This is a genomic window from Gryllotalpicola ginsengisoli DSM 22003 (assembly GCF_000419445.1).
GTDB lineage: Bacteria > Actinomycetota > Actinomycetes > Actinomycetales > Microbacteriaceae > Gryllotalpicola > Gryllotalpicola ginsengisoli.
On record NZ_AULK01000011.1, the window covers coordinates 35,485 to 49,853 of the forward strand.

General features: G+C 71.4%; 15 protein-coding genes and 2 rRNA genes. All 17 read right to left on the reverse strand.

Annotated elements, in window-relative coordinates:
* Positions 1 to 4 precede the first annotated feature (4 nt).
* On the reverse strand, positions 5 to 667 hold the full coding sequence (gene cmk / locus H563_RS0113350) for a (d)CMP kinase (RefSeq protein ID WP_022883087.1): 663 nt from the start codon (positions 665 to 667) through the stop codon (positions 5 to 7).
* Positions 664 to 1,749, reverse strand: coding sequence for a prephenate dehydrogenase (locus H563_RS0113355; RefSeq protein ID WP_022883088.1), 1,086 nt, complete (start codon positions 1,747 to 1,749; stop codon positions 664 to 666). Before H563_RS0113355 ends, cmk begins: the two co-directional genes overlap by 4 nt.
* Entirely contained in the window at positions 1,746 to 2,540 is a 795-nt protein-coding gene (locus H563_RS0113360) for a pseudouridine synthase (protein ID WP_051142761.1), read from the reverse strand. Before H563_RS0113360 ends, H563_RS0113355 begins: the two co-directional genes overlap by 4 nt.
* The gene (gene scpB, locus H563_RS0113365; RefSeq protein WP_022883090.1) at positions 2,506 to 3,129 is read right to left on the reverse strand and encodes an SMC-Scp complex subunit ScpB; all 624 of its coding nucleotides are present in this window, start codon (positions 3,127 to 3,129) and stop codon (positions 2,506 to 2,508) included. The genes H563_RS0113360 and scpB overlap by 35 nt, the downstream gene beginning before the upstream one ends.
* The gene (locus H563_RS0113370) at positions 3,122 to 3,946 is read right to left on the reverse strand and encodes a segregation and condensation protein A (RefSeq protein WP_022883091.1); all 825 of its coding nucleotides are present in this window, start codon (positions 3,944 to 3,946) and stop codon (positions 3,122 to 3,124) included. Before H563_RS0113370 ends, scpB begins: the two co-directional genes overlap by 8 nt.
* Complete coding sequence (locus H563_RS16840; protein WP_022883092.1) at positions 3,930 to 4,754, reverse strand: ParA family protein; 825 nt, start codon at positions 4,752 to 4,754, stop codon at positions 3,930 to 3,932. The genes H563_RS0113370 and H563_RS16840 overlap by 17 nt, the downstream gene beginning before the upstream one ends.
* A gap of 40 nt (positions 4,755 to 4,794) precedes the next feature.
* A complete protein-coding gene (gene xerD / locus H563_RS0113380) occupies positions 4,795 to 5,730 on the reverse strand; it encodes a site-specific tyrosine recombinase XerD (protein ID WP_022883093.1) in 936 nt (311 codons plus the stop codon).
* Positions 5,700 to 6,332, reverse strand: coding sequence for an NUDIX domain-containing protein (locus tag H563_RS0113385; protein WP_022883094.1), 633 nt, complete (start codon positions 6,330 to 6,332; stop codon positions 5,700 to 5,702). Before H563_RS0113385 ends, xerD begins: the two co-directional genes overlap by 31 nt.
* Positions 6,325 to 8,034, reverse strand: a complete 1,710-nt coding sequence (locus H563_RS0113390) for a CTP synthase (RefSeq protein WP_022883095.1) — start codon at positions 8,032 to 8,034, stop codon at positions 6,325 to 6,327. Before H563_RS0113390 ends, H563_RS0113385 begins: the two co-directional genes overlap by 8 nt.
* Before the next feature lie 35 nt (positions 8,035 to 8,069).
* Positions 8,070 to 9,770, reverse strand: a complete 1,701-nt coding sequence (gene recN / locus H563_RS0113395; protein WP_022883096.1) for a DNA repair protein RecN — start codon at positions 9,768 to 9,770, stop codon at positions 8,070 to 8,072.
* The gene (locus H563_RS0113400) at positions 9,767 to 10,672 is read right to left on the reverse strand and encodes an NAD kinase (RefSeq protein WP_027479459.1); all 906 of its coding nucleotides are present in this window, start codon (positions 10,670 to 10,672) and stop codon (positions 9,767 to 9,769) included. Before H563_RS0113400 ends, recN begins: the two co-directional genes overlap by 4 nt.
* A gap of 2 nt (positions 10,673 to 10,674) precedes the next feature.
* Positions 10,675 to 11,475, reverse strand: a complete 801-nt coding sequence (locus tag H563_RS0113405; protein ID WP_022883098.1) for a TlyA family RNA methyltransferase — start codon at positions 11,473 to 11,475, stop codon at positions 10,675 to 10,677.
* Between the two features lie 8 nt (positions 11,476 to 11,483).
* Positions 11,484 to 11,633, reverse strand: a complete 150-nt coding sequence (locus H563_RS18160) for a hypothetical protein (protein ID WP_169409506.1) — start codon at positions 11,631 to 11,633, stop codon at positions 11,484 to 11,486.
* A gap of 3 nt (positions 11,634 to 11,636) precedes the next feature.
* Complete coding sequence (locus tag H563_RS0113415) at positions 11,637 to 12,650, reverse strand: HAD-IIA family hydrolase (RefSeq protein WP_027479460.1); 1,014 nt, start codon at positions 12,648 to 12,650, stop codon at positions 11,637 to 11,639.
* Entirely contained in the window at positions 12,625 to 13,359 is a 735-nt protein-coding gene (locus H563_RS17505; protein ID WP_245556859.1) for a hypothetical protein, read from the reverse strand. The genes H563_RS0113415 and H563_RS17505 overlap by 26 nt, the downstream gene beginning before the upstream one ends.
* A gap of 657 nt (positions 13,360 to 14,016) precedes the next feature.
* Positions 14,017 to 14,133: ribosomal RNA gene (gene rrf, locus H563_RS0113425) — 5S ribosomal RNA — on the reverse strand.
* Between the two features lie 102 nt (positions 14,134 to 14,235).
* Positions 14,236 to 14,369 (reverse strand): 23S ribosomal RNA (locus H563_RS0113430); the annotation flags it as partial.

Here is a 14,369-nt window from a genome sequence, read left to right on the forward strand (position 1 = left end):
GTTTCTACAGGCGGGAGTGGATGACGTCGATGACCGCGTCGACGGTCTGGTCGAAGTCGAGCTCGGTGGAGTCGACGGTCGTGACGCCCTCCGCGGCGTTCATGAAGTCGACGATGTGGGAATCCGCGCGGTCGCGCTGCCGCAACTGCTCGCCGACCGTGTGGGCGGAGTGCCCGGCGAGTTCGGCGGAGCGACGCCCCATTCTAACTTCCTCGCTCGCGGTGAGCAGAATGCGCACCGCGGCGTCCGGAGCGACCACCGTCGTGATGTCCCGCCCCTCGATGACGATGCCCGGCCGCGTCGTGCTCGCCGCCATGCGGCGGAAGATCTCGGTCAGATGGGCGCGCACCGCCGGCACCTTGGCCACGTGGCTGACCACGGCGGTCACCTCGGGCTCGCGGATCGCCGCGGTCACGTCGGTGTCGCCGACGGCCACGTAGAAGTCGTCGGGGTCCGTCGACTCGGCGAGCGAGAACGACGGCAGGGCGGTGGCGACGGATGCCTCGTCGGTGAGCTCCACCCCCTGCTTCGCTGCATGCCACGCGAACGCCCGATACGCCGCCCCGGTGTCGAGGTAGGCGAAACCCAGCTTGCGCGCGACGGCCTTGCTGACCGACGACTTCCCGCTCCCGGCGGGTCCGTCCACGGCGATCACGGCTGCCGTCATCCGGCGATCCTCCATCCTCGGGCGGTGAGGTCGTCGACCGCCCGTTGTTGTGCGTCGGGCAGCACGGCGAGCTCGGCGATGCCGATCTCGGCGCCCGGGGAGTGCTCGAGGCGCAGGTCCTCGATGTTGATGCCGAGCTCGCCGAGCTCGCCGAACAGCCGGCCGAGCTCGCCCGGCTTGTCGTCGACGAGCACGACGATGCTCGAGAAGCGGCGATCCTGGCCGTGCTTGCCGGGGATGCGCGCGACGCCGGCGTTCCCGCCGGCGAGGGTCTCGGCGACGGCACGCCTGGCCCCGGGCGCCTCGACGTCGTCGAGGGCGGCGATCACCGTGTCCAGGTCGGCGCGGTAGCCGCGCAGGATCTCGGCCACCTTCGGGGCGTTCGCCGCGAGGATCTGCACCCACAGCTCCGGCTCGCTCGCGGCGACCCTGGTCACGTCGCGCAGTCCCCCGCCCGCGAGCGACAGCGCCGCATCCGTCGCCGCCGTGAGCCGGCGCGCCATGAGCGTCGCGACGAGCTGCGGGGTGTGGGAGACGAGCGCGACCGCGTCGTCGTGCGCCGCGGTGTCGAGTTCGACGGGGATCGCCCCGAGGTCGAGGGCGAGCGCCTCGACGAGCGAGACGCTCGAGCGTGAGAGCCCGGGCCGCGGACAGACCACCCAGGGCCGGCCGAGGAACAGGTCGGCGCGGGCCGAGATCGCGCCTCCGCGCTCGCGCCCGGCGAGCGGATGCGAGCCGACGTAGCGATCGAGCGCGGCCCCCGCGGCCTCGAGCTCGGCGAGCGGGGCCGCCTTCACACTGGCGACGTCGGTGACGACGGCTGCGGGGAACGCCGCGAGCTCCGCGGCGACCACCTGCGCGACCGAGTCGGGCGGAACCGCGACGACGATCAGCGTCGGGGCGTCGTCGGGCCGCGCCATCCGCCCCGCCCCGTAGTCGACTGCCAGCCGCACCGCGGCCGGCGACGCGTCCGCGAGCGCGACGTCGACGCCGCGCCCGCTCAGCCCGAGCCCGACGGATGCGCCGAGCAGGCCGGAGCCGACGACGCGCACCGTTCCGGTCACGCGGGAAGCCTGGGTCACAGCTGGTCCTTCACCTGATCCGCCGAGCGTGCGAGGGTCAGCAGTCGGCCGACCTCCACCTTAGTGAGGTCGCGGGTCTGGCCCGGGCGCAGGCTGCCCAGGTGCAGCGGGCCGAAGCTGCGCCGCACCAGCTCGGTGACCGGGTGGCCGACCTCGGCGAGCATGCGCCGCACGATGCGGTTGCGGCCCGAGTGCAGGGTGAGCTCGACGAGCGAGGCGTCGGGGCCGGCGCCGCCCGCGACCAGCTTGGCGCGGTCGGCGCGGATCGGCCCGTCCTCGAGTTCCACGCCGCTCTTCAGCCGCTGCAGCGTCTGCGGCGTCACGGTGCCCTCGACCTTGGCGATGTAGGTCTTCTCGACGCCGAAGGACGGGTGGGCGAGCACCTGGGCGAGCTGGCCGTCGTTCGTCAGCACGAGCAGGCCGGAGGTGTCGTAGTCGAGCCGGCCGACGTTGAACAGCCGCTCGGGGTAGTCCTTGGTGAACTCGGTCAGGTCGCGCCGGCCGCGGTCGTCGGCGAGCGAGCTGATCACCTTGGTGGGCTTGTTGAGCATCACGTAGCGCTTGCTCGCGTCGAGTTGCACGGCCACGCCGTCAACCTCGAGCTGGTCGCGCTCGGGGTCGATGCGCGAACCGAGCTCGCGCACCACCTGGCCGTTGACCCGAACCCGGCCGGCCACGATCAGCTCCTCGCTCGCGCGGCGGCTCGCCACGCCGGCGGCGGCCATGACCTTCTGCAGCCGCTCGCGCCCCGCGTCGTCAGTGGAGGTCACCGTCGAATCCTTCCGTTCCATCGGCGAGCAGCGGCGCGATCGGCGGCAGCTCGTCGAGCGAGTTGATGCCGAGCTGGGTGAGCAGCAGCTCGGTCGTGCCGTAGTTCACCGCTCCGGTCTCCGGGTCGGCCGACACCTCGGTGATCAGGCCGCGCCCGAGCAGGGTGCGCACCACCGAGTCGACGTTCACCGCGCGGATCGAGGCGATCTGCCCGCGCGTGATCGGCTGGCGGTAGGCGATCACGGCGAGGGTCTCGAGCGCCGCCTGGGACAGCTTCGTCGGGTTCTGCGTCACGACGAAGTCGGCGACCACGGGGTCGTAGTCGGCGCGCACGTAGATCCGCCATCCGCCGCCGACCTCGCGCAGTTCGAAACCGCGGCGCACCCGCCCGGTCGCCTCGTCCTCGCCGTCGTAGTCGGCCTTCAGCGCCTCGATCGCCTGCCGCACGGCGGCGACCGGCGCGCCGAGAGCGGTGGCGAGGCTCACCAGCGACTGCGGCTCGTCGGCGACGATCAAGATCGCCTCGAGCGCGCGTCTCACATCGAGCGGCCGAGCGGATGCGGCATCCGTCGCCGTCTCGTCGGTGTCGGTCTGCGGCGCGTCAGCCATCGTAATCAGCTCCCAGGTTGGCGAGGTTCTCTTCCGACCAGCTCACGGCCGACCACTGCACGGTCAGCTCGCCGAGCGGCTCGAGCTGCTCGAAGTGGACCGCCGCGTGCCGGTACAGCTCCAGGATCGCAAGGAAGCGCGCGATCACCACGCCCTTCTGCTCGACGCCGGCGACCAGCTCGCGGAAGCTCATGGGCCGCCCCTGCCGCAGCAGCGCGACGACGGTCGCTGCCTGCTCGCGGATGCTGACGAGCGGCGCGTGCAGGTGGTCGAGTCCGACGACCGGCAGCTGCTTGGGCGTGAGGGCGAGCAGCGCCAGCGCGGCGAAGTCGTCGACGCTGAGCGTCCACACGAGCTCCGGGGTGCGGGCGCGGTACTTCTCCTCGAGCCGCACCGTGCGGGCGTGCCGGCTGCCCTCGGCGTCGAGGCGCTGCCCGAACCACGCGGAGGCCTCTTTGAACGCCCGGTACTGCAGCAGCCGGGCGAAGAGCAGGTCGCGCGCCTCGAGCAGGGCGACGTCTTCGGCGTCGACCAGTTCGCCCTGCGGCAGCAGGCCGGCCACCTTGAGGTCGAGCAGGGTCGCCGCGACGACCAGGAACTCGCTGGCCTGGTCGAGTTCTTCGGCCAGGTCGATGCCGCGCAGGTAGGCGAGGAACTCGTCGGTGACCCTGCTCAGCGAGATCTCGGTGATGTCGAGCTCGTGCTTGCCGATCAGCGACAGCAGCAGGTCGAACGGCCCCTCGAAGTTGTCCAGCGCCACCCGGAACGAGGGCGCCTCGCCCTCGAGCGCGTCGAGTGGCTCAGGCGGCGGCGCCACGCGCGACGAGCTCCCGGGCGAGGCGGCGGTACGCCTGCGCCGCCGGATGGTCGGGGGCGAACTGGGTGATGGGCGAGCCGGCGACGGAGGCGTCGGGGAACTTCACGGTGCGCGTGATCACGGTGTCGAGCACCTTGTCGCCGAACGCCTCCACGACCCGCTCGTACACCTCGCGGGCGTGCAGCGTGCGCTGGTCGAACATCGTCACGAGGATGCCGTCGAGTTCGAGCGCGGGGTTCAGCCGGTCGCGCACCTTCTCGACCGTCTCGATCAGCAGCGCGACGCCGCGCAGCGCGAAGTACTCGCTCTCCAGCGGGATGAGCACGCCGTGCGCCGCGGTGAGCGCGTTCACGGTGAGGATGCCGAGCGACGGCTGGCAGTCGATCAGCACGACGTCGTAGTCGTCGCTGACCTTGCGCAGCACGCGGGCGAGTGCCTGCTCGCGCGCGACCTCGTTGACGAGGTGCACCTCGGCGGCCGACAGGTCGATGTTGGCGGGGATCACGTCGAGACCGTCGACCTTGGTGTGCTGGATCGCCTCGCGCGGGTCGAGCCTGCTCGACAGCAGCAGGTCGTAGATGGTGGTGGCCTCGTGGATGTTCACGGCGAGTCCGGCCGACAGCGCCCCCTGCGGGTCGAAGTCGATCGCGAGCACCCGGCGGCCGTACTCGGCCAGCGCCGCCCCGAGGCTGATGGTGGTCGTCGTCTTGCCGACGCCGCCCTTCTGGTTGCAGAGCGAGACGATGCGCGCGGGACCGTGCTGCTTCAGCGGTGCGGGGACCGGGAAGTCGGTCGTCGTGCGATCCACCCTCGTGACGCTCCTCGTTGCTCGCTCGGACTGCTCAACCTTACCGCGCCCTCGGATGCGCCTGTGTGTACACGTCCCGCAGGGTGTCGGCGGTGACGAGGGTGTACAGCTGGGTGGTCGCGACCGACGCGTGACCGAGCAGTTCCTGCACCACGCGCACGTCGGCGCCGCCCTCGAGCAGGTGCGTCGCGAAGCTGTGCCGCAGCGTGTGCGGCGAGATCTCGGCCTTGAGCCCCGCCCGATCCGCGGCGCGCTTGATGATCAGCCACGCGTTCTGCCGGCTCACCCGCTGCCCGCGCACGCCGAGGAACAGCGCCGGCGTCGCCGGCCCGCGCGCCGACAGCAGCGGCCGGGCCCGCACCAGGTAGGCGTCGAGCGCCTCGCGGGCGTAGCTGCCCAACGGCACGACGCGCTGCTTGTCGCCCTTGCCGGTCAGGCGCACGATCTCGCGGTCCACGATGTCGTCGACGTCGAGGTCGACGGCCTCGGACACGCGGGCGCCGGTGGCGTAGAGCAGCTCGAGCAGCGCCCGGTCGCGCAGCGCCACGATGTCGTCACCCGAGGCGGTCTCGATGAGCGCCGCGACGTCGGCCCGCGAGATCGCCTTGGGCAGGCGGGAGGGCCGCTTGGGCGGGCGCAGCTCGCGCGACGCATCCGTCGTCGTCTTGCCCTCGTCGGCGAGGAAGCGGTGCAGCCCGCGCACCGTGGACAGCATGCGGGCGACGGATGCCGCCGTCAGCGGCCGCTCGCTGCGGGTGCCCAGGTGCCGGGCGTAGTCGGCGAGGGTCGCGGGCGTCACCGCGTCGAGCGTCGTCACGCCCTGCTGCGCGAGCCAGTCCAGGTAGGTGGCGAGGTCGCGCCGGTAGGAGGCGACGGTGTTCTTGGACAGGCCGCGCTCCAGGGCGACGTGCCGCAGGAACGCGTCGACGTCGCGCTCGGGTGCGCTCAGCCGGCGAACCGCGGATGCCTCGACCACGGCTCCTCCGGGTCGCCGAGGCTCTCCCAGCCCCGCTCGCGCGCGATCTTCGCCGCCATCGCCCCGATCGCGAGCGACGGGTTCTGCAGGCGCCGGGCGAGCACGCCGTCCACGACCTCGTCCAGGTCGACCCACGCGACCTCGATGTCCGCCTCCTCCTCGGTGCGCGCGAACGCCGCCCCGGTCGCATTGATCCCGCGCGCGAGGTAGATGCGGATCAACTCGCTGCTGCTGCCCGGGGAGGAGCAGAACTCGGCCAGCACATTCCATTCGGCCGCGGTCAGGTCCGCCTCTTCGGCCAGCTCGCGCTGCGCCGCGGCGAGCGGGCTCTCGCCGGCGACGTCGAGCAGCCCGGCGGGTATCTCCCACTCCCGCTGCCGGATGGGGTGCCGGTACTGCCGGATCAGCAGCACCCGCCCCTGCTCGTCGAGGGCCAGCACGGCGACGGCGCCGGTGTGCGCGATGAATTCGCGCACCAGGGTGTGCTCGTTGTACTCGAAGGTCTCGCGGCGCACATCCCAGATGCGCCCCTCGTAGACGACCTCCGACCCGGTCACGGCCGGCCGGGCCGGCTCGTCGGCGATGAGCTCCGGGTCAGGCAACGTTCTCGTCCTCTTCGACGGGGAAGAGGCGCGTGGACTCCTGCCGCTCCAGTGCCGCGCCGACGAGGCCGCGGAACAGCGGGTTGGCGCGGTTCGGCCGGCTGCGCAGCTCGGGGTGCGCCTGCGTGGCCACGTAGAACGGATGCACGTCCCGCGGCAGCTCAACGTACTCGACCAGGTGCCCATCGGGCGAGAGCCCCGAGAACACCAGCCCCGCGGCGGCGATCTGGTCGCGGTACTTGTTGTTGACCTCGTACCGGTGCCGGTGCCGCTCGCTGGCCTCGCTCGACCCGTACAGCTCGGCGACGATCGACCCCTCGGCGAGCTTGGCCGGGTAGAGCCCGAGGCGCATGGTCCCGCCGAGGTCGCCGCCGGCGATGATCTCCACCTGCTCCGCCATGGTGGCGATGACGGGGAACTCGGTCTCGGGGTCGAATTCGCTCGAGGAGGCCCCGGGCAGCCCGGCGACGTTGCGGGCGTATTCGATCACCATGCACTGCAGCCCCAGGCACAGGCCGAGGGCGGGGATGCCGTTCTCGCGGGCGAAGCGCAGGGCGCCGAGCTTGCCCTCGATGCCGCGGATGCCGAAGCCGCCGGGCACGCACACGCCGTCGACGTCCGACAGCTGCTTGACGGCGCCCTCGGGCGTCTCGCAGGAGTCGGAGGGAACCCAGCGCACGTTGACCTTGGCGTGGTGGGCGAAGCCGCCGGCCTTGAGCGCCTCCGAGACCGACAGGTACGCGTCGGGCAGGTCGATGTACTTGCCGACGAGGGCGATGGTGACCTCGCTCTTCGGCTCGTGCACGACCTTCAGCAGCTCGTCCCAGCTCCTCCGGTCCGGCTCGCCCGCCTTGGCTCCCAGGTCGAGCTGCTCGACGATGTACGTGTCGAGGCCCTGCTCGTTCAGCATGCCGGGGATGTCGTAGATGCTCGGCACGTCGACCGCGTTCACGACGGCGTCCTCGTCGACGTCGCACATCAGCGCGATCTTCTTCTTGTTCGAGTCGGAGACGGGCCGGTCGCTGCGCAGCACCAGCGCGTCGGGCTGGATGCCCATGGAGCGCAGCATCGCGACCGAGTGCTGGGTGGGCTTGGTCTTCTGCTCGCCGGAGGCGTTCATGAACGGCACCAGCGACACGTGCACGAAGAAGCAGTTCTTCCGCCCGAGCTCGTGGCGGATCTGCCGAGCCGCCTCGATGAACGGCTGCGACTCGATGTCGCCGACCGTGCCGCCCACCTCGGTGATGATCACGTCGGGCTGCGGGTCGGCGGCGGCCTGCAGACGCATCCGCCGCTTGATCTCGTCGGAGATGTGCGGGATCACCTGCACGGTGTCGCCGAGGTACTCGCCGCGGCGCTCCTTGGCGATGACCTGCGAGTAGATCTGGCCGGTGGTGACGTTGGCGGCCTGAGACAGGTTCACGTCGAGGAAGCGCTCGTAGTGGCCGATGTCGAGGTCGGTCTCGGCCCCGTCGTCGGTGACGAACACCTCGCCGTGCTGGAACGGATTCATCGTCCCCGGGTCCACATTGAGGTAGGGGTCGAGCTTCTGCATCACGACGTGCAGGCCCCGCGAGGTGAGCAGATTGCCCAGGCTCGCCGCGGTGAGCCCCTTGCCCAAAGAAGAGACGACACCACCTGTCACGAAGATGTGCTTGGTCGTGTCGCCTGAGTTCGAGCTGCCCGCGTCTGAAGATTCCACCACGGGCTTTTATCCTATCAACCTTCGCGGCGCGCTCACGGATGCGCCATGCCGATGAGCTCGCGGGCGTGTTCGAGCCCCGTGCGGGAGTCGGGAAGCCCCGACAGCAGCCGTGCCATCTCCGCGATCCGCTCCTGGCCGTCCAGCTTCCGCACGCTCGAGGAGGTCACCGAGCCGTCGGTGCCCTTGACCACCGTGAGGTGGTTGCCGGCGAACGCGGCGACCTGGGCGAGGTGGGTGACGACGATCACCTGCGCGCTCTCCGCCAGCCGCGCCAGGCGCCGCCCGATCTCGATCGCCGCCGCGCCGCCCACCCCGGCGTCGATCTCGTCGAAGACGAAGGTCGGCACGGGGTCGGTGCCGGCCAGCACCACCTCGATGGCGAGCATGACGCGCGACAGCTCGCCGCCGGAGGCTCCCCGGCCGAGCGGCCGCGGCTCGCTGCCGGGATGCGGCTGAAGCAGGATCGCGACCTGGTCCTGTCCACTCGCCCCGAGCTCGCCGCGGTCCGTCACCTCGACGACCACGCGCGCGTCGGGCATGGCGAGCGCGGCGAGTTCGGCGGTGACCTCGGTTCCGAGCCGCTCGGCGGCCTCGCGGCGCGCCGCCGTGAGGGCGTCCGCCTTCTCCTGCGCGAGCGCCTCGTCGGCCGCCACCTGCGCCGTGAGCGCGTCGATGCGCTCGGCGTCTCCGTCGAGCTCGAGCAGGCGGGTGCTGCCGGTCTCGAGCGTGGCCAGCACCTCGTCGAGGCTCGGACCGTACTTGCGCATCAGGGTGCCGAGCGTCGCCCGGCGCTCCTGCAGCAGCTCGAGGTCGCGGGCGCCGTGGGCGTCGAGGCCGGCGAGGTACGACGAGAGCTGCGCGGCGGCTTCCCCGACGTGGACCTCGGCGGTCTGCAGCAAGTCGGCGAGCGCGGCGAGCGCGGGGTCGTGGCGGGCGGCCGCTTCGAGGCCGCGCCGCGCCGCGGAGACCAGGGCGAGCGCGTCGGGCCCGTCGCCCTCCTCCGCCGAGAGTTGCTCGCGCGCCGAGGCTGCGGCCAGGCGCAGCGTTTCCGCGTTGGTCAGCCGCTCGACCTGCTCGGCGAGTTCCTCGTCCTCGCCGGGGCGCGGTGCGGCCTCCTCGATCTCGGCGAGTGCCACGCGCAGGTCGTCGGCCTCGCGGGCGCGCCGGTCCCGGTCGGCGACGATCGCGTCGAGTTCCTCGCGCGCCCGGCGCCAGCGGTCGTACACCTCCCGGTACTCGGCAAGCAGCGCGGCGAAGCCGGGGCCCGCGAAGCGGTCGAGGGCGTCGCGCTGCGCGCCGGTCGAGCGCAGCCGGATCTGGTCCGACTGCCCGTGCACGACCACGAGACGCTCGCCCAGTTCGGCGAGCACGGTGGCCGGGGCGCTGCGCCCGCCGGCGTACGCCCGGCTGCGACCCTCGGACGAGACCGAGCGGCTGATCACCAGCTCGGCGTCCCCGCCGCCGATCGGGTCGACGTCGCCTCCGGCCTCGCGCACCCGCTCGGCGACCTCGCCGTCGGCCGGCACCCGCCAGCGTCCCTCCGCCCAGGCCTGCTCGGCGCCGCGGCGCACGGAGCCGCTGTCGGCGCGCTGGCCGAGAAGCAGGCCGAGCGCCGAGACGACCATCGTCTTGCCTGCGCCGGTCTCGCCCGTGATCGCCGTGAAGCCGGGGCCGAGCGGCAGGGTTGCTTCGTCGATGACCCCGAGGCTCTTGATCGAGATCTCTTCGATCACGCGGGCCCCCGCCAGCCGACCACGGGCAGGTTGAACTTGCGCACGAGCCGGTCGGTGAAGCGCGCCCGGTGCAGGCGCGCCATGCGCACGGGGGTCGGCGACTTCCTGACCACCACCCGGGCGCCGGGCTTCAACTCGACCGAGCGCCGGCCGTCGCACCACAGGATGCCGCCGGCCTGCCCCCTCTCCAGCAGCTCGACGGCGATCGCCGAGTCGGGCGTCACGACGAGCGGCTTCGTGAACAGCGCATGCGCCGAGATCGGGGTGAACAGCAGCGCGTCGAGCGTGGGCCACACGATCGGGCCGCCGGCGGAGAACGAATACGCCGTGGAACCGGTGGGCGTCGACATGACGACCCCGTCGCAGCCGAAGCTGGAGAGCGGGCGGCGGTCGACCTCGACCATCACCTCGATCATCCGCTCTCGGCTCGCCTTCTCGACGCTGGCCTCGTTGAGCGCCCAGTCCTCGTAGACGACCTGGTCGCCGTACTTGACGCGCACCGTCAGCGTCATCCGCTCCTCGACCTGGTAGTCGCCGGCGAGCACCCGGGCGACCGCGTGCGACAGGTCGTCGCGCTCGCTCTCGGCGAGGAACCCGACGTGCCCGAGGTTGACGCCCAGGATCGGGGCGTCCGTGCCGCGCACGATCTCGGCGGCGCGCAGGATCGTCCCGTCGCCGCCGAGCACGATCGCGAGCTCGAGCGCGTCGGCGTCCACGTCCTCCCCGAGCACGGCGAGTCCCTCGAGGTCGGGAGCGTAGTCGCGCAGGTCCTTGCACTCGTCGGTGCTCAGTACGGGCACGACGCCCGACTCCGTGAGCTGGCGGCACACCTCCACGCCCGCTTCGAGCGAGTCGTCGCGCCCGGTGTGCGAGACGACCAGGATGTGCCGCGTCCTCGTCATCTTCACGCTCCCACCATCGTCGATATGCGCTGCACCCATTCTGTCGGATGCTTGCCCCTTGGCGCCGACAGCCAGGCGATGTACTCGCGATTGCCGCGCGTGCCGGCGATCGGCGACGGGATCAGGCCGGCCGTCCCGAGGCCGATGTCCCACGCCGTCCACAGCACGCCGGCCACCGCGTCGGCGCGCAGAGCGGCATCGCGTACGATCCCTTCCTTGACCCCGGTGCGCCCGACCTCGAATTGCGGCTTCACCAGCAGTACGAAGTCCGCGTCGTCCGAGACGCTCGACCGCACCGCGGGAAGCACGTGCTTCAGCGAGATGAACGACACGTCCCCGACGACCAGCCGCGGCGCATCCCTCACCCCCGACACCCGCGCGAGTACGCCGGCCGTCAGCTCGCGCGCATTGACGCCTTCGACGTTCACCACTCTCGGATCCCCCGCGACCGGTGCGGCGAGCTGGCCGTGGCCGACGTCGAGTGCGATGACGCGCGCTGCGCCCCGCTCGAGCAGCACCTGCGTGAAGCCGCCAGTGGACGCACCGACGTCGAGCGCGAGTTTCCCCGCGGGCTCGACGTCGAACGCGTCGAGCGCGGCCAGCAGTTTGTGCGCGGCCCGGCTCACATAGTGATCGGATGCCTCGACCTCGATCACGCTCGCATCGTCGACGGCAGCCGACGGCTTCAGCACAGGCACGCCGTCCACGCGCACGCGCCCCTGCGCGATGAGCTTGGCCGCGACGTTGCGCGAGCGGGCCAGTCCGCGGGCCGCCACGGCGGCGTCGAGTCGCGTCGGCGTCATCGCGAGGCTCAGCCGCGGCCGCCCTGTCGATCGGCGGCGTCGAGCGTCTCGCGCAGTTCGTCGTGCAGGTGGTTGTACGCCTCCGCCCGCTCCGCGAGCGGCTGGTCCTCGATCAACTTCAGTCGCGAGACCAGGGCGTCCTCTCGTTCCTCAGGCACGCCTCAACGGTACAGCCGCTCGGGCACGTCGAGGGCGTAGATCGCCAGGCCGGAGTCCCAGATGACCCGGCATGCCGCGCGCAGCAGGTTCAGCGGGGACCCCTCCCGTACGACCTCGACGCGGTGTCCGTTCAGCCGCACTGCCGCGTCGCCGACCGTGATCTGGCCCCCGCGCCCCTCCTCGGCTTCCGGGTACGGCTCGTGCAGCCCCCGAAGGTCCTCCAGGATGAAGTCGGGCCGCTCCTCCGGCCCTGCCGCCAGCAGCTGCTTCGCACCGTCGACCCCCGTCAGCACGTGCACGGACGCGATGCCGGCCCGGTTCGCGCCGGCGATGTCGGTGTCGAGACGGTCGCCGATGAAGATCGGATGCTTGGCGCGGAACCGCGCCGTCGCCTCCTCGAAGATCGGCGTCTCCGGCTTGCCTGCGACCAGAGGCAGACGTCCGACGGCCGTGTGCACCGCGGAGACCAGCGTGCCGTTCCCCGGAGCCAGGCCGCGCGACGTCGGAAGCGTCCAATCCGTGTTCGTCGCGATCCAGGGGATCCCGTCGTCGCCCGTGCCGAGGGCGTACGCCGCCTCGGCCAGCTGCGACCAGCCGACCTCGGGTGCGAATCCCTGGATCACCGCGGCCGGGTCGTCGTCGGCGGAGTCGACGATCTGGAACCCGGCGGCCGCGACCACGCTGGTGAGGCCCTCGCCGCCGACAACGAGCACCCGGGAGCCGGCCGGCACCTGCTGGGCGAGCAGGCGCACCGCGGCCTGCGGGGAGGTGACCACGTCGCTGGCGGCGACGTCGAGGCCGAATCCACGTAGCTGGCCGGCAACCGCCTCGTCGGTGCGCGACGCGTTGTTGGTGATGTAGCCGAGGCGTGCTCCTTGCGCCGCTCGGTTCAAGCTCTCGACGGCGTGCGGAATCGCGTCCGCGCCCTTGTAGACGACGCCGTCGAGGTCGGCGAGCACGACGTCCACGTCGTCGAGCACTCGCCGACCGCTATTCCGCATCCGGAACAACGCCATCGGATCCTTCGTCCTCCTCATCGAGCTCGATGATCTCCACTGTTTCGTGCTCGTCGTCCGCCTCCGCTTCCGCGAGAGCGGCTTCCGCGTGCTCGGCGCGCTGCCACCATAGTCGCGCGTCCTCCGCACGACCGAGTTCGTCCAGCACATCGGCGTATGCGCGGAAGAGAGCCGGAGACCACGGATAGGCCACCTTCGGGTCCAGCTGCGGGACTTCGAGCTCGGCGAGTGCCAGTTCCGGCTGGCCGAGGTCGAGCCGCGCGCCCGACATCGCGATCGCCAGTGACGCCTGCACGGCGTTCGGGAGCGTCGTGCGGTCCACGGAACGGCCGAGTTCGAGGGCGCGCTCCGGCCGCCCGACACCCCGCTCGCTGTCGACCATCAACGGCAGTTGATCGTCTCGTCCCGAGATCCGCCGGTAGGTGCGCAGTTCCCGCAATGCGAGCGCGAAATCGCCCTTCGCGTACGCCGTGATCGCGACGGTCTCGCGCACGATAGCCACTCGGCCGGCCCGGCGCTCCGCCGACATGGCGTGGCGATGCGCGAGCTCCGGGTCCTCGTCGATCAGCCGCGCCGCCATCACAAGGTGACGCGCGACGATCTCGGCGTTGTCCTTCGCCAACGTCTTCAACTCGACCCGCGCAGCGCCATCCAGGTCGCGCGGCGTCACATCATCGGGCAGTTCCGGGTCGTCGTGACGCGGCCGCACCGATCGCAACTCACGCGCACGGATTTCGTCCGGAGTGAGCTCACGACGCTCCGGACGACGCGCGTCGCGGTCACCTCGGGCCGGTCTGCCATCGCGGGTCCAGAGCCGTGGTGAGCCATCCCGCCGGTCGCTCTGTCCCGCTCGAGGCGCGCCGCCTTCTCCCCGCCCGCGACGCCGTTCCCCCTGCCGGAACGTGCGGCCGCCCTCTTGCGGCGAACGCTCCCCGTCGCGGGGTCGATCACCGTCTGTACGGGCCCGGTCCCCCTGCCAGGCCGGGCGAGAATCGGACCGCCTGGGGCGTTCCTTGTCTTGCCACCGCTGGCTGCCACGTCGCTCGCCACCGTTGCTACGACGCGGCCGGAACCCGTCGCCCTCGCCGCCGCTCCGCGCGCGCTCGCCCTGCGGGCGCCCGCGGCCGTAAGCGCGACCGCCCCCATCACGCGAACTGCGGGAGGGACGCCCGCTGCGTTCATCGCTCGGCTCGCGGCGCCTGCCGCCGTCTGCGGGCGAACGCTGACTCCGCTCGCGATTGTTCTCTTCTTCGGGGCCTGAGCCGTCGCTCACGCTCTCTCCTCACGCTGCTGTGACCTTGTCGGCCACTAAGGCCATTAAAGCGAAATGGCCATCCGCGTGGCGGATGGCCATTTCTCAATGGGTGTTCGGCGGTGTCCTACTCTCCCACAGGGTCGCCCCTGCAGTACCATCGGCGCTGGGAGTCTTAGCTTCCGGGTTCGGAATGTGTCCGGGCGTTTCCCTCCCGCTATGGCCGCCGAAACTCTGTCGACCTTTACGGTTGGCTTGCACTGTGTTGTTGTGGTTTGCCGTTCGTATGTCGGGAACCACACGGTGGACGCGAGCAACACGACTGTGTGTTGTGTTGGTAAGTTGTCGGCTTATTAGTACCGGTCAGCTGCGACAGTCTTTCGTCCTGTCTTCCACATCCGGCCTATCAACCCAGTCGTCTGGCTGGGAGCCTCTCCCCACAAGGGGATGGAAATCTCATCTCGAGG